This window comes from Paenibacillus gorillae, assembly GCF_000513275.1.
Classification (GTDB): domain Bacteria; phylum Bacillota; class Bacilli; order Paenibacillales; family Paenibacillaceae; genus Pristimantibacillus; species Pristimantibacillus gorillae.
Genome location: NZ_CBVJ010000020.1, coordinates 1 through 23,808 on the forward strand (window position 1 = coordinate 1; position 23,808 = coordinate 23,808).

Below are 23,808 nucleotides of genomic sequence, written 5' to 3' on the forward strand. Positions count from 1 at the left end.
TTTTATTAATCTGTACGAGTAATTAACATACAAGATTTTTGAACGACAATTTCACTTTAGTGAAACTCGAATAAGTATAAAACCCTTTATTTATAAGGCTTTATTCGAAAAAAAATCGAGGCCCTCTTTCGAGAGCCTCTTTCATGGGAGAGGAGAAAACCGGACGAAGAGCTTATGGGGAAACGTAAGTCTTCTCCGCGGTTGTCTACGGCATCTTCCGACGCCGATGATTTTATCTTGTCCGGTTTGTGGGGGAATATACCTTGGCATCCAAAAAAAATTGCAAAACCGCGTCTGCAGGAACAGAAGCTTTTTCAACGGCTATAAATTATGTTACGATAAGCGGGACAGTATACGAAGGGGGCAAAATGCAGTGAGAGTCATTGCAGGCGCGGCAAAAGGCCGTACGCTGAAAGCCGTTCCCGGCATGAATACGCGTCCTACGACAGATAAGGTGAAGGAAGCGATTTTCAGCATGATCGGGCCGTATTTCGACGGAGGCGTGGCGCTGGATTTGTTTGCCGGCACCGGCGGACTCGGAATTGAGGCCTGGAGCAGAGGCGTTGAGCGGACGATATTTATCGACCGTGAGAAAATAAGCATTGATATTATCCGGCATAACACGGAGATGGCGAGGATGGGCAGCGCGGCGGAAATTTACCGCAACGATGCAGAGCGGGCGATCAAGCTGCTGGAGAAGCGGGGAGTCGTGTTTAAGCTCGTGTTTCTGGACCCTCCATATAAGATGACCCAGATGGATGAACTGATGACAGATCTGGCACAGCGGTCCATGCTGGAGGAAGATGCCATTATCGTCGTGGAGCATGATGCGGCGCATCTTTACCCCGAGCATATTGAGCAATTCGAGCAGTTGAAACAATCCAAGTACGGAGATACAGCGGTAACCATTTACCGATACATACCGTCTGACAGCATGAATGGGGGACAAGCAGATGAGTGAGAAGCTTCGCGTGGCGGTATATCCCGGCAGCTTTGATCCAGTTACGTTTGGACATTTGGACATTATACGCCGATCGGCAAAGCAATTTGATCAATTAATAGTAGCGGTGCTGAATAATACAAGTAAAAATCCGCTTTTTACGGTTGAGGAGCGGAAAGAGATGCTTCGTGAAGTAACGAGCGACATACCGAACGTTACGATAGACAGCTTCCGGGACTTGCTTGTACGCTTCATGAAATCACGTAACGCCAACGTCATTATCCGGGGCATTCGCTCGGTTACTGACTTTGAATATGAGCTTACGCTTGCATCGACCAATCATTTGCTTGACAGTGATATCGATACGATCTTTATGATGACGAATCCGAAGTACTCGTATCTGAGCTCCAGCATTGTGAAGGAAATCGCTCAGTTTAAGGGCGAGGTCAAGGAACTGGTGCCGCAAGCGGTAGAACGTCGTCTGATCGAAAAATTATAAATAAGCTTAGCGCCTGCTTCCGCCGGTTGGAGGCATCCATTTCATTAACAAGGACAGCAACGCAAAAGCTGCTGCAACGGCTGCTGCGCACGAAAGCGCATACGGCCATAGACCAGGCAGGTCGCTGACAGCCAGCGGCAGCGGCGCATTGATGGGGTCGCCATGCGAAAGCATGGCGGCCTCTGTTTTTCCGGCACCACCGTCGCCGCCAAGAAAGACGGGGAGCGGCATTGGCAGCCAAGCGAGGGCAGCTTGCGCAGGCTTCCACAGCAGCAGAGCGAATAGCGCTGCATGCACCGCATGGAGCAAACGCGTGCCGATGAAGGGGAGCAGCTTCAATCCGGTGCCCGATATGGCGTAGCCCGCTTGCAAAATAGCGCTGATGCCGCTCCAAGCCAGCACAGCGGCGACAAGCGCAGCGTTGACGGATACGCTGCTCAGCGGCCCTTGCCAGACGGCAGCAGCATACGCGCCGATATGGCCTTCCAGCAGCGCAGGCAATGCAAGGTCCAGCGCACCATTAGGCGCAGCGAAATGAAGCAGCGGCTGCGCCAGGCGAGCAACCACGGAGGAGAATATAATAAAGCCGCCGACAACCATGAGCTTCTGTACGCCGGAGTAAACGGCGTCGCCAAGCACTTTGCCGAAGCCGCGGCCATCCTCCTCTCGAGCGGAGGTGATTGCCGCTGAGGCTCTGCGCAGCAGACTGCCGCCGTCACCGTCAGTTCCCCCGACTAGGCCGCCCCGCCGAGGGTTCATAGCAGTTTGAACGGGTCTGCGTCTGCGGAACAGTGCCTGCAGCCCGAACGTCCACAGGGCCGATAGCCATACGGCAGCGGCAATAATAATGCCTAGCTCAGGACGATGCATAAATCCTGCTCCGATCACAATAAGCATGAACATCGGGTTCGGCATATGAGACAGAGCGAGCAGCCGTTGACCATCGCGCTGTGACAGCACTTCACGGCGTCTGAGCTCAGCGGTAGCTTCCGCTCCTGCAGAGAAGCCCGACATCCAGCCTAGAACAAGCGGCAGTGCGGCATCTCCCGGCAGTTTGAACAGCTTGCGCATTGGGGTTTGCATCAGTACACCAAGACCGTGGGCGAGGCCAAACGCGACGATCATTTCAAAGAGGACAAGAAATGGAAGCAGTCCGGGGAACACAATCGTCCACCAGACGGTTAATCCTTGCAGGGATGCTTGAAAAGCGGCGTCCGGCATGCGAATGACGGCCCCGATCAGGGTAAGCGATATAATAGCAAGCAAAATCGTTCGGGCCATGGGCCGATCACTCCATTTTATATAGGCGATTTTGAGACGACCTTGGCAGCTAACAGGCTGCTCGTACAGGCCGTTCTGCTTGTTTAGTAACAGCAAACTGGAAATGTTTCAAGGTTTTACTGGCCATTTGATTTGACTATACATTCGTTGTCACTATCAGCTTAGCCGATTGTAAATTGTACGCTTGCTTGGACAAGGATAGACCAGTTAGCTGGCAGTATGGAAGAGAGGAGGGAAGCTATGGGAGAGGGATTCAAACGAATTGGATGGAAAAATATCGCCCTTGTTGCCGCGACGGCAGCTTTCATGTGGTTTCTATTGTTCGCGCCATCCCCGTATGTCATTTATGAACCGGGTATCGCGGCTGGGACGTGCTCTATGGTCACGATGGGGCCAGAAAGCAATGGGGAAATCCCGGTTATGAGTAATGTGGAAAACGGAGCTTTTCTCATGACAACAGTGAAGCTGACAGACACGAATTATTGGGGAGCAATCCGTGCCACTTGGCAGCGGGATGCAGAAGCGATGTCCAAGACTAACATTCTGAAAGGTTATACCGATCAGCAGTATCAGCAGCGGATGAATGTCATCATGCACGGCTCTCAGAATGATGCCATCGAAGCGGCGTACCGGTTCGCCCACGTACCTTACCATACAGTTCCTGCAGGAGTGATGGTGTCAAGTTCGAGCCGTTCGGAAAATGGCTTGCTGCCAGGCGATTCAATTATAAAAGCAGAAGCCAAAGAGGTTGCGGGATTGGAAGATTTAGCGGCTGTATGGCGGACTAAGCAAGCCGGGAATCAAGTTCAGTTGACGGTATTAAGAAACGAATCGGAGCTTGATCTTACGATGAGCCTGGAGGCATTTAACGGGACCTTGACGAAGGAACGGCTCTCATTGGCGCTTGGAGGCGCTCAGCTTTCCGAATACCGGGAGCTTGCGCCAATTGACGGGAATCTAGCGCTGTCTATCAATGCGGGAGAAATCGGCGGCCCTTCGGCCGGCCTCATGTTCGCTTTGCAGTCATTGGATCTGTTGACAGACGGAGATTTAACCGGCGGACAAATAATCGCAGGTACGGGTACGATCGATCCAACCGGAAAGGTTGGAGAAATCGGCGGGATTGGTTATAAAATAGTAGCCGCTCATCAAGCAGGCGCAAAGCTGTTTCTTGCACCTGCCGGCAATTACGAGGAAGCGGTGAAAAAAGCGAAACGAATCCGCAGCTCGATGCAGGTTGTTCGCGTGTCGACACTGAAGGAAGCAGTAGTGGCACTGGAAGCTGTACAATCCGCTAAATCATAATCGGCTTGCCAGTGAAATCCCGGTACATCGCTGCTGCCGAAGCGTGTCCCGGCTGAGCCAGCATGTAAGCTGCGGAGGCTTGAACGTCCAACTGGAGGTAGCGGTAAGGCTCATCCGCCTTGGAGGCGCTTAAGAGCACGGGCAGCGCGGCATGGCTGCGCATCCGGCGGAGCAGCTCCCTGCCTTTCTCGGTAAAACCAAGCACACGAATGTACTGAATGCCGGAGGCGAGTTTGTCTGCCGTAAAATCCTCCTTGCGGTGTCCAAGCAATATGGATAACAGCGCCCGCTGCAGCTTGGTGCGCGTATATCGTTTCGTCTTCAGCGCTTCGAGGAGCGATTCAACGCTGGAACCGGCAAGCTTGGGCATTACGGATGCTAAGCGGTGCTCCAGCCCTTCGGCAATTTCCCGAAGCTCGCCAAGCTGGCCCGGGGTGCGTGTGACGATGCTGTGGAACAAAGCGGGGGAGAAGGTTTCCCAGCTTACAGGACTACGGCTTGCCGCCCACTCCTGTTCCATGACGCTATATGTAGAAGCAGGAACGTAAGGGCGGCTGCCAGCCAGCTCCCGCTTGTCCAGAAGCAGCTTGCGGATCGCCGTAGCGCTGGCGATTGCCTGATCCGTCACGTCGGTCTGGTTGTAATCAGATTTCTCGCGGCGGATCGTATAAGGCTCCATTCGTCCTTGAAGCCGCTCTAGCGCAATTAAATAATGCAGACCTAGTGTATGGTTTGGCTGGGCGAAAGGAAATCTAGAGACTTCATCCCGGCCGATAGACCGAAGGTATGCACTAATTGCGGTGCTGTACGCGCTTGGATAAGCACTGCCGCCTGCCAGCTCCTCCTTGAGCAGCGCCTTGAAGCCCGGTGGCTCATGTGCAACGATGTAGGCCGCTTCACGCAGCGCATCCAGCTCGCCACTCTCTGTGCCGAAGCAGAAGGCATCCACGACGCCTGTAGCCTCCAGCAAGGCCACAGCGCCGTATGCGAACCATTCCGCGGCCTGTGTGGCGTAGGCGGCCGGAAGCTCGATGACGAGGTCGCAGCCGCCGCGCAGAGCAGCTTCCGTACGCGCCCATTTGTCCATAACCGCGGGTTCGCCGCGCTGGAGAAAGTTGCCGCTCATGACAGCGACGACAGAATCAGAGCCCGTTATTTTTCGCGATTGCTGCAAATGATATTGATGTCCGTTGTGAAACGGGTTATACTCGACAATTAGTCCTACTGTTCGCATACGGCCGCTCCTTGCTTCTCGAATGAATATATGATCCATCATAGCATAGAGCGGGATCGGGATTCACGGCAGGATAGTGAAAGGCGTGAAAATGTTGACAAAACAGTGCTGGGATAGATATAATAAATTTTGTTTGTTTGGGGTGATCTGATGCAGTTTCATGTACAGGAAACAATGTCCAAGGGGTTGAAGGCGAAGGTGGATGAGTCCATCGACGTAACCGCCCTGTTTGAAGGACGCAGCGATGTCATTAGCAAGGGTCCGCTCCATGTGTCGCTTCAAGTAATAGGCAACGAAGGCGGAATTACAGTTGACGGCGAATTGTCCATCGATTGGGAGCTTGCTTGCTCCAGATGCCTGGACCCTGTGAAAGAGCACACGGTTATTCCTTTCTTCGAGCAGTTCAAGCCAGCGTCCGAATCGGACGAGGGGGAGAGCGACGACGAGGAGGATGACGTCATTGCAGTGGCTGGAGACAGACTGGATCTGAAACCTTTTGTGGAAGAAGCGCTTCAGCTCTTTATGCCTTTTGCTCCGTTATGCAGTGACGATTGCAAGGGTCTTTGCCAAACTTGCGGGCAAAACTTAAATGAACACACATGCGGCTGCAAGACGGAACGGATTGATCACCGTCTGGCAGTGCTCAAGGACTTGTTCAAAGAAGAACAATAACGCAATGCTGATTGATTTTGTGAAGGAGGTGGGAAATATGGCAGTACCTCAAAGAAGAACGTCCAAAACTCGCCGCGACAAACGTCGCACGCATTTCAAACTGGCGGTGCCGGGTATGGTAAAATGCGAGCAATGCGGAGAGCTGAAACTGGCTCACCACGTATGCAAAGTGTGCGGATACTACAAAACGAAAGAGATTATTGCTCAATAATCTCGGGATTTCCCACAATAGCACTTCATTGCGATGAGGTGCTATTTTTTATATACTTATGATTAGTACCTGGTGATAATATCAGCTATAAAGCACCCTGCGGACACGGCTATGCCGCCTGCTAGGTTAATTTATAAGCGTGCATTTATATGAATGAGCCTATATATTCTTGCATTTGAAACAAAGCGGTCAGCTTTAGTTTTAAAATAGAATGGGAGTCACTATACTGTAAAGGTGGTGCCGACGATGGAACGCATGCCCAAGCGGCAGCGGCATCAGCTGCTCGCCCGGTTAATTGACGAAAATCCGTTTATGACGGACCGAGAGCTCACCCGCCATTTGAAAATCAGCATTCAGACGATCCGTCTGGATCGCATGGAGCTGGGCATTCCTGAGCTGCGTGAGCGGATGAAGCTGATGGCTGAACGCTCCTACGATTCGGTTCGGTCACTGCCGCTGCATGAGGTGATTGGCGATATCGTCGATCTGCAGCTGGACAAAAGCGGTATATCGATATTTGAAATACGTGATGAACATGTTTTCTCTCGTACCGGTATTGCCCGCGGCCATCATGTATTTGCGCAGGCAAATTCATTGGCGGTTGCTATTATAGATGACAAAATTGCTTTGACGGTAACGGCGGACATCCGATTCATCCGGCCGGTCAAGCTGGGTGAAAAATGCATTGCGAAAGCATATGTACGCTCCATTTCCGGCGAACGGAACAAGTCCAAGGTAGAATTGTTTACCTATGTGGGCGACGAGATGGTGTTCCAAGGCAATTTTGTCATTTATCGTACTGCCGGAGATGCGGAAAACGAAGGAGGAGACGGACATGCGGATCGCCATTGACGCAATGGGCGGCGATCATGCCCCCGGATTAATTGTACAAGGGGCGGTTGAGGCTGCAAAGGAATGGCCGGATACGGAATTGCTCCTCGTTGGAGATACGGTGGTTATTGAACCGCTGCTCCAGGGGCAGAAGCCGGCCAATCTTCAGCTTCACCATACAGATGAAGTAATCGGAGCTGATGATGAGCCTGTGAAGGCTGTTCGGCGGAAAAAGGGAGCTTCAATGGTCGTAGCTGGACAGCTTGTTCGGGAAAAACAGGCGGATGCCATGCTTTCGGCAGGGAATACCGGCGCATTGATGACGACGGGCCTGCTCGTTGTCGGCCGTCTGGACGGCATAGAGCGCCCTGCGCTTGCGCCGATGCTGCCGACGATGGATGATATCGGCGTTCTTGCGCTTGATTTAGGAGCCAACATGGATGCGAAGCCGGAGCATTTGCTTCAGTACGCCATTATGGGCAGCATCTATCGCTCCAAAGTGCATGGCATGGAGAAGCCGCGAGTTGGCTTGCTTAATGTCGGTACGGAAGAGAAGAAGGGCAATGAGCTGACGAAAGCGGCTTATGATCTGCTGGCAGATGCTCCTATAAATTTTATCGGCAATGTGGAATCGCGGGATATTTTGCAGCGCAGCTGCGATGTTCTTATCTGTGACGGCTTCGCTGGCAACATTATGCTGAAGTCGATGGAAGGAACCGCAGGGTCGTTGTTGAATTACTTGAAGGACGCTTTCGGCGAATCCATGATGACGAAACTCGCGGCGGCAATTATGCTGCCAAGACTCCGGAAGCTGAAGAAAAAGATGGATTATAAAGAGCATGGCAGCGCGCCGCTGCTCGGTTTGAACGGACTGGTCATGAAATGCCACGGCTCATCTGACGCTTTGGCAGTGAAAAGCGCGGTACGTCAAGCACGGACGGCAATTCAAGGACAACTGACCGAATCGATCGCAGCGGAAATAAGCGGGAAGTGAGTGAGCAGAATTGAGTTTACATCCTGTAGGCATTATTGGATCGGGCAAATATGTTCCCGACCGGATTTTATCGAATCAAGAGCTGGAGCAAATGGTAGAAACGAATGATGAATGGATCGTAACCCGTACCGGCATTCGCGAGCGTAGACTTGCGGCGCCGGAGCAGGCAACATCTGATCTGGCATATGAAGCGTCTAAGCAAGCAATTGAAGCAGCTGGAATTACGGCAGAGGACATCGATCTCATCATTGTAGCTACAATCACTCCAGATATGTTTTTTCCTTCGACCGCTTGCCTGCTGCAAGATAAGCTGGGCTCAAAGCGCGCGGCAGCTTTTGACCTGTCGGCGGCTTGCTCCGGATTTATTTACGGCTTGGCTACTGCATCGAATATGATCGCAACAGGCATGTACAAACATGTACTGGTCGTAGGGGCAGAGACATTGTCGCGGATTACGGATTATACGGATCGAAACACCTGTATTCTGTTCGGCGATGGTGCTGGTGCGGTCGTACTAGGCCCTGTCGAGCAAGGACGGGGTTTCCAGTCCTTCGTGCTAGGCGCAGATGGAAGCGGCGGAGAGCTGCTCAAAGTAGACGGCGGCGGTTCCCGTACGCCAGCTACGGAAGAGAGCATTCAAGCAAGACAGCATTATATTCAAATGGCCGGCAACGATGTGTTCAAATTCGCCGTGCGCATTATGGGCGGAGCCGCTGAAGAAGCGCTGGAGAAAGCCGGTTTGACGAAGGAAGACATCGATCTGCTCGTACCGCATCAAGCGAATATCCGAATTATCCGGTCCGCTCTTACGCGGCTTGATTTGCCTGAAGAGAAAGCGATGATCAACCTCGACAAATACGGCAACGTTTCCGCTGCATCGATTCCGATTGCACTAGCGGAAGCTGTTGAAGAAGGACGAGTCAAACAAGGCGATTGCCTGGTGCTTGTCGGCTTTGGCGGCGGTCTGACTTGGGGCGCATCGGTTCTGAAATGGTAACGGAGGGAACTTATTTATGAGTAAAATAGCATTTGTATTTCCCGGTCAAGGCGCGCAAGCGGTAGGTATGGGGAAAGACGTGTACGATTCCGTAACTGCGTCGCGCGCGATTTTTGAGCAAGCAGACGAAGCGCTTGGTTTTTCGGTTAGCGATATTACTTTTAACGGGCCGGACGAGCTGTTGAAGCAGACTGCAAATACGCAGCCGGCTTTGCTGACGGTTAGCGTTGCTTTGTTTGAAGCGCTCGAAGGACACGGCTTGAAGCCCGATTATGTCGCGGGTCATAGCTTAGGCGAATACAGCGCGTTAGTCGCGGCAGGCGTTTTGTCGTTTGCTGATGCCGTGCGTACGGTAAGAGCACGCGGTGAATTTATGGAGCAAGCAGTTCCTAGCGGTCAAGGCGCAATGGCGGCTGTATTAGGCGCGGAGCGCGAGGCTTTAGCTGCGCTATGCGCGGCTGTTACAGCTGACGGGAATGCGGTTGAGCTGGCGAATGTGAACTGCCCGGGGCAAATCGTCGTTTCCGGAACATCTGCTGGCGTTCAAGCGGTCGTAGAACGCGGTAAAGAAGAAGCAGGCGCGAAGCGGGTTATTCCGCTGGAAGTCAGCGGTCCGTTCCACTCATCCCTGATGAAGCCTGCGGCTGAGAAGCTTGGTGTTGTACTGGAAGGCGTAAGCATGGGGGATGCGGCTGTTCCGGTTATTGCCAATGTAACGGCTTCACAGGTGAAGGAAGCTTCCGATATCCGCCGTCTGCTCGTTGAACAGGTGTATTCGCCTGTACTTTGGGAAGACAGTATTCGTTATCTGATCGAGCAAGGTGTTGATCATTTTGTTGAGATTGGCTCTGGCACTGTGCTTGCGGGCCTGATCAAAAAAATCGATAAAAACGTTCGTGTCACTTCGATTAACAGTGCAGCGGCGATCGAAGCGTTGAATTAATGCTATATTTTGCTGAGGAGGGTATGCGATGTTTGCCAGTTTGGAAGGCAAGAAAGCGCTCGTTACGGGCGCATCGCGCGGCATAGGCCGGGCGATCGCTATTGCGCTGGCAGAAGCCGGTGCAGATGTTGCGATCAACTATTCGGGCAGCGAAACGGCTGCGGCGGAGACGGCGCAGGCGGTAGAAGCGCTTGGACGACGTGCCATTACGCTCAAAGCCAATGTCGGGAAAGCGGATGAATTCGATGCGATGGTGAAAGAAGTCGTCGATCAATTCGGAGCGCTTGATATTTTGGTGAATAACGCGGGCATTACAAGAGATAATTTAATTATGCGTATGAAGGAAGAAGAATTTGATCAAGTTATTGAGACGAACTTGAAGGGCGTCTTCAACGGGATCAAATCCGTAACGCGGACGATGATGAAGCAGCGCTCAGGCCGCATTATTAACATTTCTTCGGTTGTTGGCGTGCTCGGAAATCCGGGGCAGGCCAACTATGTGGCCGCGAAAGCGGGTGTCATCGGACTTACCAAAGCAAGCGCGCGTGAATTGTCTTCTCGCGGCATTACAGTCAACTGCGTCGCTCCGGGCTTTATTCAGACGGATATGACGGACAAGCTGCCCGAGGAGACTCGCGATGCGCTTGCCAAGGACATTCCGCTTGCCCGTCTCGGAAACCCTGAGGATATCGCCCATGCGGTGAGATTCCTCGCTTCCGATGCTGCTTCTTATATGACAGGCCAGACCGTCCATGTGGACGGCGGCATGTACATGTAAGGATGCGTAAAAGCCGCGCCAGCCCTTGGCCGACGCGGCCCGGGCAGGAATTAAAACGGTTACGTATGGCATTTTATCTTTAATTCTCGTATAATACCAAAGAGGAGGTGAACCGGATGTCCGAAGTAGTAGAACGTGTAAAACGTATCGTCGTCGACCGACTTGGCGTAGACGAAGCGGAAGTCACGCTGGAAGCTTCCTTTAAAGATGACCTCGGCGCTGACTCTCTTGATGTCGTTGAATTGGTCATGGAGCTGGAAGACGAGTTTGATATGGAGATCTCTGATGAAGATGCAGAGAAAATCACCACAGTGGGAGAAGTAGTTAATTACATACAATCTCTTAACTAAGGAAGCCAGGGTCCCGTTGTAACAGACGGGACTTCTCTCCATATGAAGCAGGGTTGCGATAGCATCCAACATGAAGGCATGAATGAGCTGGCAAGCTTTTTATATATAAATCAAGATGCGTTAAGAAGCGCATCCAAATAGCTGTTCTTGAGGTGAATCGAATGAAACAGAGAGTTGTCGTAACTGGCATGGGGGTCATGACCTCACTCGGATCGGAATTGGATCAGTTCTGGGGCAATCTGCTGGAGGGCAAATCGGGCGTTTCTCATATCGAGGCGTTTGATGTGTCTGAATATCCAACACAAATTGCTGCAGAAATTAAAAACTTCAATCCTGAAGAATTTAATTTAGATAAAAAAGAAGCCCGCCGCATGGATCGTTTCGTACAGTTTGCATCCGTTGCAAGCTTATCTGCGGTGAAGGATTCCGGAATCGTAGTCGGGGAGAATGTCGATGCAGAACGCATTGGTGTTATGATCGGCTCCGGTATCGGCGGACTTGGCACTTGGGAAGACCAGCACAACATTTTGCTTGAAAAGGGACCAAAACGTGTAAGTCCGTTTTTTATCCCGATGATGATCGCAAATATGGGTTCTGGGCAAGTATCGATTCTGACTGGTGCGAAAGGCCCGAACAGCACGGCGGTTACTGCTTGTGCAACGGGTACGCATTCTATCGGCGATTCGTTCAAGCTAATTCAGCGCGGTGAAGCCGATGTCATGATCTGCGGAGGCGCGGAGGCGACGATTCGTCCAACCGGTCTTGCAGGATTCTGTTCTATGCGTGCAATGTCGGTGCGCAATGATGAGCCGGCAAAAGCAAGCCGTCCTTTCGATACGGACCGCGACGGTTTCGTAATGGGTGAAGGTGCTGGCGTTCTCATTCTTGAATCGCTAGAGCATGCTCAGCAACGCGGTGCACGGATCTACGCTGAAGTCATCGGCTACGGCATGAGCGGTGACGCTCATCATATGACTGAGCCTGATCCTGACGGCGCTGCCCGCTGCATGACAAGAGCGCTTAAGGATGCTGGAATTGAGCCAAGCGACATCGATTACATCAATGCGCATGGTACGTCCACACCTGTAGGCGACCGTTCGGAGACGAAAGCGATTAAGAAGGCGCTGGGAGACCACGCTTATAAAGTCGCTGTCAGCTCGACCAAATCGATGACGGGCCATTTGCTCGGTGCCGCTGGCGGTGTTGAAGCCGTTATTCTTGGCCTGACGCTGCAAAACGGCGTTATTGCTCCGACCATCAACCTGGAAAACCAGGATCCGGAGTGCGATCTGGATTATGTACCGAATAAGCCGCGTAAAGCGGATGTTCGTACGGCGCTGTCCAACTCTTTCGGATTTGGCGGCCACAATGCAACGATCGTGTTGAAAGTTTATGAAGCGTGATACATTCCATGAGCTCCAGTTCAGGCTGGAGCTCAAGTTTAAACAGCTGAAGCTGCTGAAGCAGGCGTTTACGCATACGTCTTACGTGAACGAGCACAAGCACAGTTCCATCGAGCACAACGAACGCCTTGAATTTCTCGGCGACGCTGTGCTCCAATTGCTTGTGTCAGAATATTTATTCTCTGCCTACCCGCAGCGGCCGGAAGGCGAGCTGACACGGATGCGTGCATCCGTTGTCTGTGAGCCATCGCTCGCGCAATTTGCGGAACGCCTTGATCTTGGCGCGCATGTTATGCTCGGACGAGGAGAGGAACAGCTTGGCGGACGACAGCGTCCTGCACTGCTGGCGGACTTGTTCGAAGCCTTTGTCGGCGCGATTTACTTGGATGCTGGGATCGATCGGACGCGGGTATTTTTGCAAGCTCACATGTTCCCTTTCATCGAGTCCAATGACTATGGTCTGCTTGTGAAGGATTTCAAGTCCAAGCTGCAGGAGCGTGCGCAGCATAACGGTCTTGGTCCGGTGGAATACCGGATTACCGAAGAGCGCGGGCCCGCGCATGATCGTGAGTTTGTCGTCGAGGTTTTTCTCGGAGAGACACCTTACGGCAGCGGAGCAGGGCGAACCAAGAAAGAAGCGGAGCAGCGCGCCGCGTCGCAAGCGTGGCAATCGTTGTCGGTTGAATAGAAGATGGGTTTGTTTCGAATGCGCGTCCAGTAAGGCGGCGCTTGCGAAACAAACCCGTTTTTATTTGGGCAAGGAATTTGGCGGAGGGAGTATATGGAGTCAAACCTTGGCGTAAATGAAGCTCCGCTGTTCTGAACTTTTCTTGCGCTATAGCTTGAAAACCTCCAATTGGAATTGTTAATAAGGAAGTTTCATGCTTAATAGCGAGAAAGTATGCTGTAGGCGGAGAGCAACTCTTATATATAAGACTTGCTAGATGAAGGTGCATGAAGATGTATTGTTTACCGTGCGCTTTATAAAGAATCAGTTTTGTCCAGGCGTGGACAAGGGCAGGCGGCAAACACGGCCGATATCGGCTAAAAGCGCGGTGAGCCGAGCGTGGCAAGGTAAAATGGTTAACGGGTACCTGCAAGTTGTGTTACAATATACGTTGAGGTGAAAGCCAAGTTATGTTCCTGAAACGGATCGAATTAGCGGGATTTAAATCATTTGCCGACAAAACGGAGATGGAGTTCGTTACCGGCATTACCGCGGTTGTCGGGCCTAACGGCAGCGGCAAAAGCAATATTTCGGACGGCATCCGTTGGGTGCTCGGCGAGCAAAGTGCAAAGAGCTTGCGCGGCGGCAAGATGGAAGACATTATTTTTGCCGGCAGCGATGCACGCAAGGCGGTCAACTATGGCGAGGTGTCATTAACGCTCGACAATGGTGATGGCGCGCTGCCGCTGGAGTACAACGAGGTGACGGTTACGCGCCGGGTTCACCGGAGCGGCGACAGCGAGTATATGATTAACAAGCAGCCTTGCAGGCTGAAGGATATTACGGAGCTCTTCATGGATACGGGCATCGGCAAGGAAGCGTATTCGATCATCGGCCAGGGCCGGATTGAGGAAATTTTAAGTACGCGTTCCGAGGATCGCCGCGGCATATTTGAAGAGGCGTCCGGCATTGTGAAATACAAGTCGCGTAAGCGCGAGGCGCAGAAAAAGCTGGAGGAAACGGAAGGCAATCTGCTTCGTATTCACGATCTGGTAACAGAGCTGGAGGATCAGGTTCTGCCGCTGCGTGAGCAGTCGGAGAAGGCGATTCATTACAAGCAGCTCAAGGAACAGCTGAAGACGCAAGAGATATCGATGTACGTACATAATATCGAGACTGTGCATAGCTCCTGGGCAGAAGCCAACGAAAAGCTCGATCGGCTGAAGCGGGAGCAGTTAGAGCTGTCTACCGTCGTAAGCAAGCATGACGCACATCTGGAAAAGGACCGGCATGCTTTGCGCGAGCTGGAGGAAGCACTGGACGCTTTGCATGAATCGATGCTCCAGTACAGCGAGGAGTACGAGAAATGCGAAGGCTACGGCGAGGTGCTCAAGGAACGCAAACGCAACCTGGAGCAAAATAAACGCCAGCTGGAAGAAACGACTGCTGCGCAGGACGAACGCATCGCTTCCCTAACGAAAGAAGAAGCGGAGTTCCGAAGCAAAGCAGCCGTGTTGGAGCTTCAACTAGCAGAACTGAAGACAAAGCTGGCTGAAGAAGAAGTTCATTTGATCGGGGTCGCCGGCAGTGCTGTGGCGGACGCCGAGGAACTGCTAAAGGGCGAGCTGCTGGACGTGCTGAGTACAATGGCGCAATTGCGGAACGAGATCCGTTATTCGGCGCAGCAGCAGGAAGCTGTTCAACGCCGGATGGAGAGACTGTCGGACGACGAAGCCAAGTGGAATGAGCAGCATCAGAAGCTTACATCTAGACGGCTGGAACTGGAAAAGCAGCTCGAAGCTACGCTGAAAGCCATTAATACAAACCGTAACAAATATATTGACGAGGCGGAAAAGTCCAAAGAAACCGGACAATACGTCGAGGATGCGACGGCTGCCATTCGCAAATGGGAGCAAAAGCTGGAATCGCAAATTTCCCGCCGCGATACGATGAAGGAAATGCAGGACGCGCTGGACGGTTTTATGCAAGGTGTCAGGGAAATTCTGAAAGCTTCACGCCGTTCATCAGGCGGTATTGCTGGCGTACATGGCGCGGTAGCCGAGCTTATTCGGGTGCCGGAGCGTCTGGAGACGGCAGTTGAGACTGCGCTTGGCGGAGCGATGCAGCATATCGTGATGGAAGACGAGAAGTCAGCGCGCATTGCGATCAGCTTCCTGAAGCAGCGTCAGTTGGGACGAGCTACGTTCCTGCCGCTTGATGTCATCCGCGGAAGACATATTTCGGAGCATGATAAGCGGCTGGCTGAAGATGTAGAGGGCTTCGTTGGGGTAGCAGCCGATTTGGTTGGGAGCGATTCTAAGTACGAGGCAATCGTCAAAAGCTTGCTGGGTAACGTGCTGCTTGCTGAAACGCTGGAACAGGCCAACCGGATCGCGTCGAAATGCCAGTACCGCTATCGCGTTGTGACGCTGGAAGGTGATGTCGTTAATGCGGGCGGTTCAATGACCGGCGGCAGCTTGCAGAAAAAAGGAGCAAGCCTGCTTGGCAGGGGCCGTCAAATCGAAGCGCTGGATAAGGAAATCAAAGAAGCGCAATCGACCATTACACAGCTGCGGGACAAGCTGAGCGACCTGCGCAAGGAGCAATCCATATTGAATCATAAAATGGAGGAGCTGCGTGCAGGGTCTGAACAGAGCCGGATTGAAGAGCAGCAGGTAAGAGCCGAGCTGCAGCAGTTGAATAACGAAGCGAAGCATCTTGGCGAGCAGGAGCAGCTGTTCTCTGCCGACCGCAACAGCCACTTGGCAGAGCGGAAGTCGATGGAGCAAGCTGCTGCCGAGGCGGAGACGCGGCTGGAGCAGCTGCAAGCAGACGAAGTTAGGCTGCAGGAAGCAATCCGGTTGGCGGAAGACCGCCGTAAAGCGAGCGAGACCGCCAAGGAAGAGCTTCAAGGGCAGCTGACGGACTTGAAAATCGCCGTTGCCAAGACGGATTCGGAGAAGCTCAGCTTCGAAGATCAAGCGACCCGGGTACGCAGCGATATTCAGCGGGCTAAGCAGGAGCTGAGCGGTTACCGTTCGCTGCTGTCACAGCAGGAAGAGGAGCTGGCTCGCCATGGGCAGGAGACGGTCGAACAAATCGAGCAGCTGAATCATTTGCGATTGAAGAAGCAGGAATGCGCTGAGCAGACGGATCTCAAACGTTCAGCCCGCTCCGAGCGTACGCGTGAATTGGAGCAAGGCGAAAGCGAGACGAAGGAGCAGCGGGCGCAGCTTCGCAACGTCGATGAACAGCTTCGTCAGACGGAAATTGCAGCCAACCGGCTTGATGTGGAGCTCGATAATTTACTGCGCAAGCTAAGCGAGGAGTACGAGCTGAGCTTTGAGCTGGCGAAGGAGCGTTATCCGGTTCCGGAAGATGTGATAGGCACGCAAAATGCGGTTCGTGAATTGAAACGTCAAATTACAGCGCTTGGCGATGTGAATTTGGGTGCAATTGACGAATACGAGCGGGTGAAGGAACGATATGAATTCCTTACCGAGCAAAAGAATGATCTGGTGGAAGCGAAGACGACACTGTATCAGGTCATTCGCGAGATGGATGAAGAGATGTCGAAGCGGTTCAGAACGACCTTTGAGGCGATACGCGGCCATTTCGTCGTCGTCTTCTCGAAGCTGTTCGGAGGCGGAAGAGCGGATCTCGTTCTTGTGGAGCCGGATCGTGTTCTGGATACAGGGATAGATATCGTAGCCCAGCCGCCAGGCAAGAAGCTGCAAAACCTGCAGCTGTTGTCCGGCGGTGAACGGGCGCTTACAGCGATCGCGCTGCTGTTTGCGATTCTGCAAGTTAAACCCGTTCCGTTCTGTGTTCTCGATGAGGTCGAGGCGGCGCTTGACGAAGCGAACGTTGCTCGTTTTGCCCAATATTTACGAGAGTTTTCCGGACTTACGCAGTTTATTGTCGTTACCCACCGTAAAGGAACGATGGAGGAAGCCGACGTGTTATACGGCGTAACGATGGAAGAAGGCGGCGTATCGAAGCTCGTATCCGTCCGGCTGGAGGAGCAGGTCGATGAAGAAGAGCCTGCAACTGCTTAGCCGTTCCGGTCAGTGTCAAGCTGAACGTGCAGATTCAAGCATGAACAGACAGATAGAAGATGGAAGTCAGCAAGAGAGCAAGAGAGCAAGAGAGAAGACGCCTAAGAGCAACCTGTAGGGAGGAAACATACGTGAGCGTTTTTTAAGAGACTGAAGGAAAGCATCGCTTCCAAGACGGAGGCGGTTACGAATATTTTCAAAGAAGGCTTGTCCAAAACCCGGACCGCTATTGTGGAAAAGGTGGAAGAGCTGATTACGAGAAGGAAAAAAATCGATGAAGAGTTTTATGAGGAGCTCGAAGAAATTCTAATTGGCGCCGATGTAGGCGTCAATACAGTAATGCAGCTAATCGAAGAACTCCGCAGTGAAGTGAAGAAACGGAAAATCGAGGATGCGTCCGATTTGCAGCCGGTTCTTTCCGAGAAGCTGATCGGTCTGCTCAAGGGCGAGAGCAATCCAGGACTGCAAATGGCGAAGAGCGGAGAGATTACGGTCATCTTATTCGTCGGCGTCAATGGCGTCGGCAAGACGACGACGATCGGCAAGCTCGCCCATAAGTTCAAAAGCGAGGGTAAAAGCGTTCTGATGGCAGCAGGGGACACGTTCCGTGCAGGCGCGATTGAGCAGCTAGAGGTATGGGGACAGCGGGTTGGCGTCGATGTTATTAAGCAGTCTTCCGGTTCTGATCCGGCTGCGGTTATGTTCGATGCGGTGCAAGCTGCGAAGCAGCGCGGAGTAGACGTCCTGTTGTGCGATACGGCAGGTCGTCTGCAGAACAAGTCGAACTTGATGGAGGAACTCAACAAAATTTTCCGTGTTATTCAACGCGAGCTTCCAGAAGCGCCGCACGAGGTTTTGCTCGTTCTGGATGCAACGACAGGTCAAAACGCGCTTAGCCAGGCGAAGCTGTTTGGCGAGAAAAGCGGCGTAACCGGGTTGGTGCTCACGAAGCTGGATGGCACGGCGAAGGGCGGAATTGTCATTGCGATCCGCAATGAACTGAACCTGCCAGTGAAGCTGGTAGGGCTCGGGGAAAAGATGACCGATTTGCAGGAGTTCGACTCCGAGCAATTCGTGCACGCGCTGTTTGCTGGACTTATTCAGCGTGAGACCGAACAGGCTCCGCAAGAGGATTAAAGGTGACAAGGCGAAAAGCTTGACAGTGATATCTGCCATCGTGTAAGATAAAAGACGTTGCGCAGGTGTAAAGGATATTTCCTTGACGGACTCGCAACAGACTAGACGTCAAAGACCGGCGGTATATTTACGCTAAGCCGGGAATGGGACGCGGCGGAGGGATCAAGGATGCTTATTGAAGAGCCGGATGCCCTTGCAAAAACGAACCGAATCAACTTGCTGTTCGATTTCTACGAGCCTTTGCTTACTGAAAAGCAGCGAACCTTTCTCAAATATTATTTTCACGACGATTATTCGCTCGGCGAGATCGCCGCGGAATCCGGCATTAGCCGGCAAGCGGTGTACGAGCATGTCAAGCGTGCGGAACAAGTGCTGGAAAGCTACGAGGGCAAGCTTCAATTGCTAGCGAAGCATGAATCGCGACAGCAGCATGTAGTAGAGCTGGAGCGGAGCATAGCCGAGCTTGCAGTTGGGGAAGACGAGAAAAAACGGCTGCTTGCCGCGATAGAACGATTAACAACGACAGAATGAAAACGGAGGTGATGGATCATGGCGGCATTTGAGAGCTTAACTAACCGATTGCAAAATGTGTTCGGCAAGCTGAGAGGCAAAGGCAAAGTAACTGAGGATGACATCAACGAAGCAATGCGCGAAGTTCGACTGGCGCTGCTTGAAGCCGACGTTAACTTTAAAGTCGTCAAAGATTTTATCGCCAAAGTAAAAGAGAAAGCGCTTGGTCTGGAAGTGTCCAAAAGCTTTACGCCTGGCATGGTCATTATCGATATCGTCAACAAAGAGATGACCGAGCTGATGGGCGGGACGCAGAGCAAGCTGGCGAAAGCGAATAAACCGCCTACCGTGCTTATGATGGTCGGCCTGCAAGGCGCCGGTAAAACGACGACGACAGGCAAGCTGGCTCGTCTGTTGCAAAAGGGCAATCATAAGCCGCTTCTTATCGCAGGCGATATTTATCGGCCAGCTGCGATCAAGCAGCTTCAAGTGTTAGGTGAACAGATCGACGCGCCGGTATTTACGCTTGGCGACCAGACTTCACCGGTTGAAATTGCCCGCGCAGGCTTGCAGCATGCGAAGGATAACGGCAACGACTATGTGATCATCGATACTGCCGGACGGCTGCATATCGACGAAGCATTGATGGAGGAACTGAAACAAATCCATCAGGTAACGAAGCCGGATGAAGTGCTTCTCGTCGTCGATGCAATGACCGGTCAAGACGCCGTAAACGTTGCGCAAAGCTTCCATGAGCAATTGGAGCTTACAGGCGTCGTGCTGACGAAGCTGGATGGCGATACGAGAGGCGGCGCCGCATTATCGGTTAAAGCCGTTACGGGCAAGCCGATTAAGTTTGCGGCAATGGGCGAGAAGATTGACGCCCTGGAGCCTTTCCATCCGGATCGTATGGCTTCCCGGATTCTCGGCATGGGCGATATGCTCAGCTTGATCGAGAAGGCGCAAGCCAACATCGATGCCGACAAAGCGGCAGAGATGGAGCGCAAAATGCGCAATGCCGAGTTCACGTTCGATGATTTCCTCGAGCAGATGGCTCAAGTCCGTAATCTTGGCCCGATCGACCAGCTGATGGACATGCTGCCGGGTATGAACAAGATGAAGGGCATGAAAGACATGAAGGTGGATGAGAAGCAAATCGACCGCGTCGAGGCTATCGTCCGCTCCATGACGAAGGAAGAAAAGCAAAAACCGGAAATTTTGAACCATAGCCGCCGCCGGCGCGTTGCTGCAGGCAGCGGAACATCGGTTGCCGAAGTAAACCGCCTCATCAAGCAGTTCGATGACATGCGTAAGATGATGAAGCAATTCTCGTCGATGATGGGTAAGGGCTCCAAGGGCATGAAAGGCCTGAAGGGCTTGATGGGTAAAGGCAAAAAGTTTCCGTTCTAATTCATAGCAGCTGCTTCAGCTGCGTTCATTATTCGAAGGAGGTGAATTTACATGGCAGTACGTATTCGTTTGAAACGCATTGGTGCTCATAAAGCTCCATTCTACCGCGTTGTCGTTTCCAACTCCCGTTCCCCGCGTGACGGTCGCTTCATCGAAGAAATCGGTACTTACAACCCGGTTGCACAACCGGCTCAAGTAACGATTGACGAAGAGAAAGCGTTGAAATGGCTGCAAACAGGTGCACAAGCATCTGATACGGTTCGCGACTTGCTTTCCAAAGCAGGTGTCCTGAAAAAGTTCCATGAGCTTAAGCAACAGAAATAACTGTTGAACAGCGGAGGGCCTTGAGATGAAAGATTTGATTCTTGTCATAGCAAAGGCGTTGGTGGACCATCCAGAGGACGTGCGCGTCCATGAGAAGGATGATGAGCGAGGCACCGTCTACGAGCTGTCGGTACATTCCGATGATGTCGGAAAAATTATCGGCAAGCAGGGCCGCATCGCGAAAGCGATGCGAACCGTCGTGACGTCCGCCGCCGTCAAATCTCAGAAACGCGTCATCGTTGACATCATATCGTAATCACATATCGATAAGGGTTAGGATAATTTATCCTAACCCTTTTTCAAAATAGAGAAGTATTGAACGAAAAGGGTTGATACATATGGCAAACAAATGGTACACGGTGGGCAAGCTTGCCAATACGCATGGACTGCGCGGAGAAGTTAAAGTGCTTCCAAGCACCGATTTTCCGGAAGAACGGTTTGCAGTTGGCAATAAGCTGTCTCTGCAGGATGAGCAATCCGGCCGTCAGATTGAGGTTGAAATTACGGCGGTTCGTGAGCAAAAAGGAATGTTTGTCTTGAAGCTGAAGGGCTTCAACGATATTAATGAGGTCGAGAAATATAAAGGCTGGCTGCTGAAAATTTCAGAAGCTGAACAAGGCGAGCTGGAGGACGGCGAATATTACTACCATCAGATCATCGGCTGTAAGGCTGTCACAGAGGATGGAGAAGAGCTAGGCGCGATCTCCGAAATATTAAGTCCAGGAGCTAACCATGTCTGGGTCGTAGACTTGCTCAAGCCTAAGGGCAAGCAATTGCTGCTGCCGGTCATTGACGACGTTATTCTGGACGTTGACGTGGCAAACAAGCTGGTGAAGGTACGTCTGCTGGAAGGATTGATGTAAGCGATGCGAGTAGACGTATTAACATTGTTCCCAGAGATGTTCGAAGGCGTGTTTAACGCGAGCATACTGGGTAAAGCGAAGGATAAAGGCATCGTTGATCTGAAAGCGATTAATTTCCGCGACTACTCCAACAATAAGCATAATACAGTAGACGATTATCCTTATGGCGGCGGAGGCGGGATGGTGTTGAAGGCAGAGCCTGTATTTATGGCTGTCGAAGATCTAATGGCCGCTGTACCGCAAGGCAAACCGCCGCGTATTATTCTGATGTGCCCGCAAGGGGAGACATTCACGCAGCGTAAAGCGGAGGAGTTGTCCCAGGAGGAGCATATCGTGCTGATATGCGGCCATTATGAGGGCTATGATGAACGAATTCGTGAGCATCTCGTGACCGATGAGTTGTCGATTGGCGATTACGTTCTGACCGGAGGCGAAATACCGGCGATGACGGTTATCGACAGCGTTGTACGCTTACTGCCAGGCGTATTGGGTAATGAAAGCTCGGCAGTAACCGATTCCTATAGTACCGGCCTGCTGGAGTATCCGCACTATACGCGTCCTGCTGTGTTCCGTGACTGGGAGGTGCCGGAGGTGCTCATATCCGGCCATCATAGCCGGATCGACGCGTGGAGGCGCGAGCAGTCGCTGCTGCGTACGCTGCACAGACGTCCGGACTTGCTGGAGACGGCCGAGCTGACGCCGAAAGAACGGAAATGGCTGGCCTCGCTCAGCAAGGAAGAGCAGCAATAGAATCCGCGTGCTTGAACTAGGATTCATAGAAGAGGGACCGATCATCGCGAAGATTTGATTTTCGCGATGATCGGTCCCTCTTTTAGTTATGGGGTATAGAAGTTCTGGGTATAATAGACACCATACTGTCCGCCGAAAGCGACTCCTGTACCGAGTTTCGTTAGAGTTTTGCTCAGCAGATTGCTGCGGTGACCGGGTGAATTCATCCAGCTGAAGTGGGCATACATACTGTCTGTTTGACCGGCGGCGATATTTTCCGCGGCGCTTCGATAGGTAATGCCTTGAGCCTTCATTCGGTCAAACGGCGATTTGCCGTCGGGATTCTCGTGATTGAAGAACTTCCGGTCAGCCATGTCCTTGCTGTGACCTCTAGCCGATTTGGATGCTTTGGCGTCCTGGGTGAATAACGAGATACCGCGTCTGGAGCGCTCCGCATTGGCCAGATCAAAGCTTTGCTGCTCATAGCTTTCTTGGAGCAAGGAAATACTGGCGTTTCCAGACTGGCCGAACGCGCTGGAATCCGTTTGCAGAATGCCGATAATGCGATTTCCGTCTAAACGGTCGATAAACAAAGTAGTCGTAATACTTCCGGAAACATAGGTGTAATGGAACTCGTTTTCTTGGCCGTTTTTGCTGCCAATAATCGAGATTGCTTCTGCAAGGGTTATCCCAAGCTTTAATTTCGGCTTGACTTCCCAGCTAGTGGCCGTATTGCTGAACAAGGCGACAATTTTGCCGCCGCGAGTGCCGATCATGGCGAAACGGCTGTAATCATCATTGTATACTTGCCATGTGAAGCCTTCCTTGGTTTCATCGCTGCGTTGAGCTTCTCCGAGGATCATCTTGGTTTTAGCAAATGTATCGCCAATTGCAACTCCCCGTAAGGCTGCCGGATTTGCAGCTTCGGGCGGAATTTTATTCGAAGAAAGCTGCGCGGAATGCTGCGACAGCCTGTAAAGGAATGTCAACGCTTCTGCCCGGGTAAGCGTACCTTGCGGATAGTAGCCGGCTACCGTCGGCGCTGTACGGCCTGTTGTAAGCTTCTCGTCAAGAAGCCACTGAATCGCTTGTTTCTCTGTCAGGCGTTTGCCGGTTGCCGCGCTTACCATCAGTAAAGCGGCTTGTCCGCGCCGGAAGGAACTGTCATCTGCAACGTCGTAGATGAGCGGCCAGCCCTGCTGTTTGGCGTAACTGTAGTAAGGCTCGTACCACGGAGCGCCGGCTGCTGCCGTCTCTTTGTTTCCGTAAGCCCGAAGGAGCAGAGCCAGAAATTCGGCTTCATTAATGTTGCGGTCGGGACGGAATTTTCCGTCTTCATAACCGGCGGCGAGTTTTTGTTCAACGGCCCAAGCGATGTAAGTGCTTGCCCAGTGGTTTTTCGTATCCGGAAATTTTTCACCGGCAGCTGTAACCGCACTGCCTTCTGCTTTTACCAAGGATGGCTGTGTCGGGAATAGTACTGTCAAACCTAGAACAATTGATAAAAAAAGATTGCAGTTCGTGCTCTTGATAGTCGGGGCATAAGGGATATCCTCTCTACACTAGTTGTTTATTTCAGTATACCTAATGATGTCCAGTAAAAACATGTTGAATTTTATAGCCCAATATGATAAAATTTCAAATGTTGTTTGTATTATTCGGACGGTCCGCT

25 protein-coding genes are annotated in these 23,808 nt (G+C 52.1%); 22 read left to right on the forward strand and 3 right to left on the reverse strand.

Features of this window, described 5'->3' with window-relative positions; translation table 11 throughout:
• Positions 1–373: 373 nt before the first annotated feature.
• Together rsmD and coaD are read left to right on the forward strand one after the other, a co-directional pair.
• Positions 374–961 carry a 16S rRNA (guanine(966)-N(2))-methyltransferase RsmD gene (rsmD, locus tag TY10_RS02790; RefSeq protein ID WP_042160375.1) on the forward strand — a complete coding sequence of 196 codons (588 nt, stop codon included), beginning with the start codon at positions 374–376 and terminating at the stop codon, positions 959–961.
• On the forward strand, positions 954–1,439 hold the full coding sequence (gene coaD, locus TY10_RS02795) for a pantetheine-phosphate adenylyltransferase (RefSeq protein WP_042160377.1): 486 nt from the start codon (positions 954–956) through the stop codon (positions 1,437–1,439). The genes rsmD and coaD overlap by 8 nt, the downstream gene beginning before the upstream one ends.
• 6 nt (positions 1,440–1,445) lie before the next feature.
• On the opposite strand, the gene TY10_RS02800 is transcribed toward coaD, so the two are convergent.
• Positions 1,446–2,720 carry a nucleoside recognition domain-containing protein gene (locus TY10_RS02800; RefSeq protein ID WP_052350319.1) on the reverse strand — a complete coding sequence of 425 codons (1,275 nt, stop codon included), beginning with the start codon at positions 2,718–2,720 and terminating at the stop codon, positions 1,446–1,448.
• 240 nt (positions 2,721–2,960) lie between these two features.
• Here TY10_RS02800 and TY10_RS02805 point away from each other — a divergent pair, with 240 nt between their 5' ends.
• On the forward strand, positions 2,961–4,025 hold the full coding sequence (locus tag TY10_RS02805; protein ID WP_042160379.1) for a YlbL family protein: 1,065 nt from the start codon (positions 2,961–2,963) through the stop codon (positions 4,023–4,025).
• On the opposite strand, the gene TY10_RS02810 is transcribed toward TY10_RS02805, so the two are convergent.
• On the reverse strand, positions 4,015–5,259 hold the full coding sequence (locus TY10_RS02810; RefSeq protein ID WP_042160381.1) for a nucleotidyltransferase: 1,245 nt from the start codon (positions 5,257–5,259) through the stop codon (positions 4,015–4,017). The genes TY10_RS02805 and TY10_RS02810 overlap by 11 nt on opposite strands.
• 150 nt (positions 5,260–5,409) lie before the next feature.
• Here TY10_RS02810 and TY10_RS02815 point away from each other — a divergent pair, with 150 nt between their 5' ends.
• The 19 genes from TY10_RS02815 (at position 5,410) to trmD (ending at position 22,157) form a co-directional block, all read left to right on the forward strand.
• Entirely contained in the window at positions 5,410–5,931 is a 522-nt protein-coding gene (locus TY10_RS02815; RefSeq protein WP_042160383.1) for a YceD family protein, read from the forward strand.
• Positions 5,932–5,968: 37 nt separating this feature from the next.
• On the forward strand, positions 5,969–6,142 hold the full coding sequence (gene rpmF / locus TY10_RS02820; RefSeq protein WP_042160385.1) for a 50S ribosomal protein L32: 174 nt from the start codon (positions 5,969–5,971) through the stop codon (positions 6,140–6,142).
• Between the two features lie 255 nt (positions 6,143–6,397).
• Entirely contained in the window at positions 6,398–6,994 is a 597-nt protein-coding gene (fapR, locus tag TY10_RS02825) for a transcription factor FapR (RefSeq protein ID WP_042160547.1), read from the forward strand.
• Positions 6,978–7,967, forward strand: a complete 990-nt coding sequence (plsX, locus tag TY10_RS02830; RefSeq protein ID WP_042160387.1) for a phosphate acyltransferase PlsX — start codon at positions 6,978–6,980, stop codon at positions 7,965–7,967. Before fapR ends, plsX begins: the two co-directional genes overlap by 17 nt.
• 10 nt (positions 7,968–7,977) lie before the next feature.
• Entirely contained in the window at positions 7,978–8,964 is a 987-nt protein-coding gene (locus tag TY10_RS02835; RefSeq protein WP_042160389.1) for a beta-ketoacyl-ACP synthase III, read from the forward strand.
• 16 nt (positions 8,965–8,980) lie between these two features.
• Positions 8,981–9,907 carry an ACP S-malonyltransferase gene (gene fabD, locus TY10_RS02840; RefSeq protein ID WP_042160391.1) on the forward strand — a complete coding sequence of 309 codons (927 nt, stop codon included), beginning with the start codon at positions 8,981–8,983 and terminating at the stop codon, positions 9,905–9,907.
• 28 nt (positions 9,908–9,935) lie between these two features.
• The gene (fabG, locus tag TY10_RS02845; protein WP_042160393.1) at positions 9,936–10,685 is read left to right on the forward strand and encodes a 3-oxoacyl-[acyl-carrier-protein] reductase; all 750 of its coding nucleotides are present in this window, start codon (positions 9,936–9,938) and stop codon (positions 10,683–10,685) included.
• A 116-nt stretch (positions 10,686–10,801) separates the two neighbouring features.
• On the forward strand, positions 10,802–11,035 hold the full coding sequence (acpP, locus tag TY10_RS02850; RefSeq protein WP_042160396.1) for an acyl carrier protein: 234 nt from the start codon (positions 10,802–10,804) through the stop codon (positions 11,033–11,035).
• 161 nt (positions 11,036–11,196) lie between these two features.
• Positions 11,197–12,438 carry a beta-ketoacyl-ACP synthase II gene (gene fabF, locus TY10_RS02855; RefSeq protein WP_042160398.1) on the forward strand — a complete coding sequence of 414 codons (1,242 nt, stop codon included), beginning with the start codon at positions 11,197–11,199 and terminating at the stop codon, positions 12,436–12,438.
• The gene (gene rnc / locus TY10_RS02860) at positions 12,428–13,126 is read left to right on the forward strand and encodes a ribonuclease III (RefSeq protein ID WP_042160399.1); all 699 of its coding nucleotides are present in this window, start codon (positions 12,428–12,430) and stop codon (positions 13,124–13,126) included. Before fabF ends, rnc begins: the two co-directional genes overlap by 11 nt.
• A gap of 449 nt (positions 13,127–13,575) precedes the next feature.
• On the forward strand, positions 13,576–17,163 hold the full coding sequence (gene smc / locus TY10_RS02865; protein ID WP_042160401.1) for a chromosome segregation protein SMC: 3,588 nt from the start codon (positions 13,576–13,578) through the stop codon (positions 17,161–17,163).
• The gene (locus TY10_RS30215; protein WP_155985667.1) at positions 17,138–17,281 is read left to right on the forward strand and encodes a hypothetical protein; all 144 of its coding nucleotides are present in this window, start codon (positions 17,138–17,140) and stop codon (positions 17,279–17,281) included. The genes smc and TY10_RS30215 overlap by 26 nt, the downstream gene beginning before the upstream one ends.
• A 32-nt stretch (positions 17,282–17,313) precedes the next feature.
• Entirely contained in the window at positions 17,314–18,300 is a 987-nt protein-coding gene (ftsY, locus tag TY10_RS02870) for a signal recognition particle-docking protein FtsY (protein WP_042160403.1), read from the forward strand.
• A 168-nt stretch (positions 18,301–18,468) separates the two neighbouring features.
• Positions 18,469–18,831, forward strand: coding sequence for a putative DNA-binding protein (locus TY10_RS02875; protein ID WP_420329372.1), 363 nt, complete (start codon positions 18,469–18,471; stop codon positions 18,829–18,831).
• Positions 18,832–18,849: 18 nt separating this feature from the next.
• Positions 18,850–20,220: a signal recognition particle protein gene (gene ffh / locus TY10_RS02880; protein WP_042160404.1), complete on the forward strand. Its 1,371-nt coding sequence runs from the start codon at positions 18,850–18,852 to the stop codon at positions 20,218–20,220.
• A gap of 51 nt (positions 20,221–20,271) precedes the next feature.
• Positions 20,272–20,544 (forward strand): 30S ribosomal protein S16, encoded by a 273-nt coding sequence (gene rpsP, locus TY10_RS02885; RefSeq protein WP_042160406.1) that lies wholly within the window; start codon positions 20,272–20,274, stop codon positions 20,542–20,544.
• A gap of 25 nt (positions 20,545–20,569) precedes the next feature.
• A complete protein-coding gene (locus tag TY10_RS02890) occupies positions 20,570–20,800 on the forward strand; it encodes a KH domain-containing protein (protein ID WP_042160409.1) in 231 nt (76 codons plus the stop codon).
• An 82-nt stretch (positions 20,801–20,882) separates the two neighbouring features.
• Entirely contained in the window at positions 20,883–21,407 is a 525-nt protein-coding gene (gene rimM / locus TY10_RS02895; RefSeq protein WP_042160411.1) for a ribosome maturation factor RimM, read from the forward strand.
• A 3-nt stretch (positions 21,408–21,410) separates the two neighbouring features.
• Positions 21,411–22,157, forward strand: a complete 747-nt coding sequence (trmD, locus tag TY10_RS02900; RefSeq protein ID WP_042160413.1) for a tRNA (guanosine(37)-N1)-methyltransferase TrmD — start codon at positions 21,411–21,413, stop codon at positions 22,155–22,157.
• A gap of 86 nt (positions 22,158–22,243) precedes the next feature.
• Here trmD and TY10_RS02905 read toward each other — a convergent pair whose 3' ends face one another.
• On the reverse strand, positions 22,244–23,593 hold the full coding sequence (locus TY10_RS02905; protein ID WP_042160415.1) for a CAP domain-containing protein: 1,350 nt from the start codon (positions 23,591–23,593) through the stop codon (positions 22,244–22,246).
• Positions 23,594–23,808 lie beyond the last annotated feature (215 nt).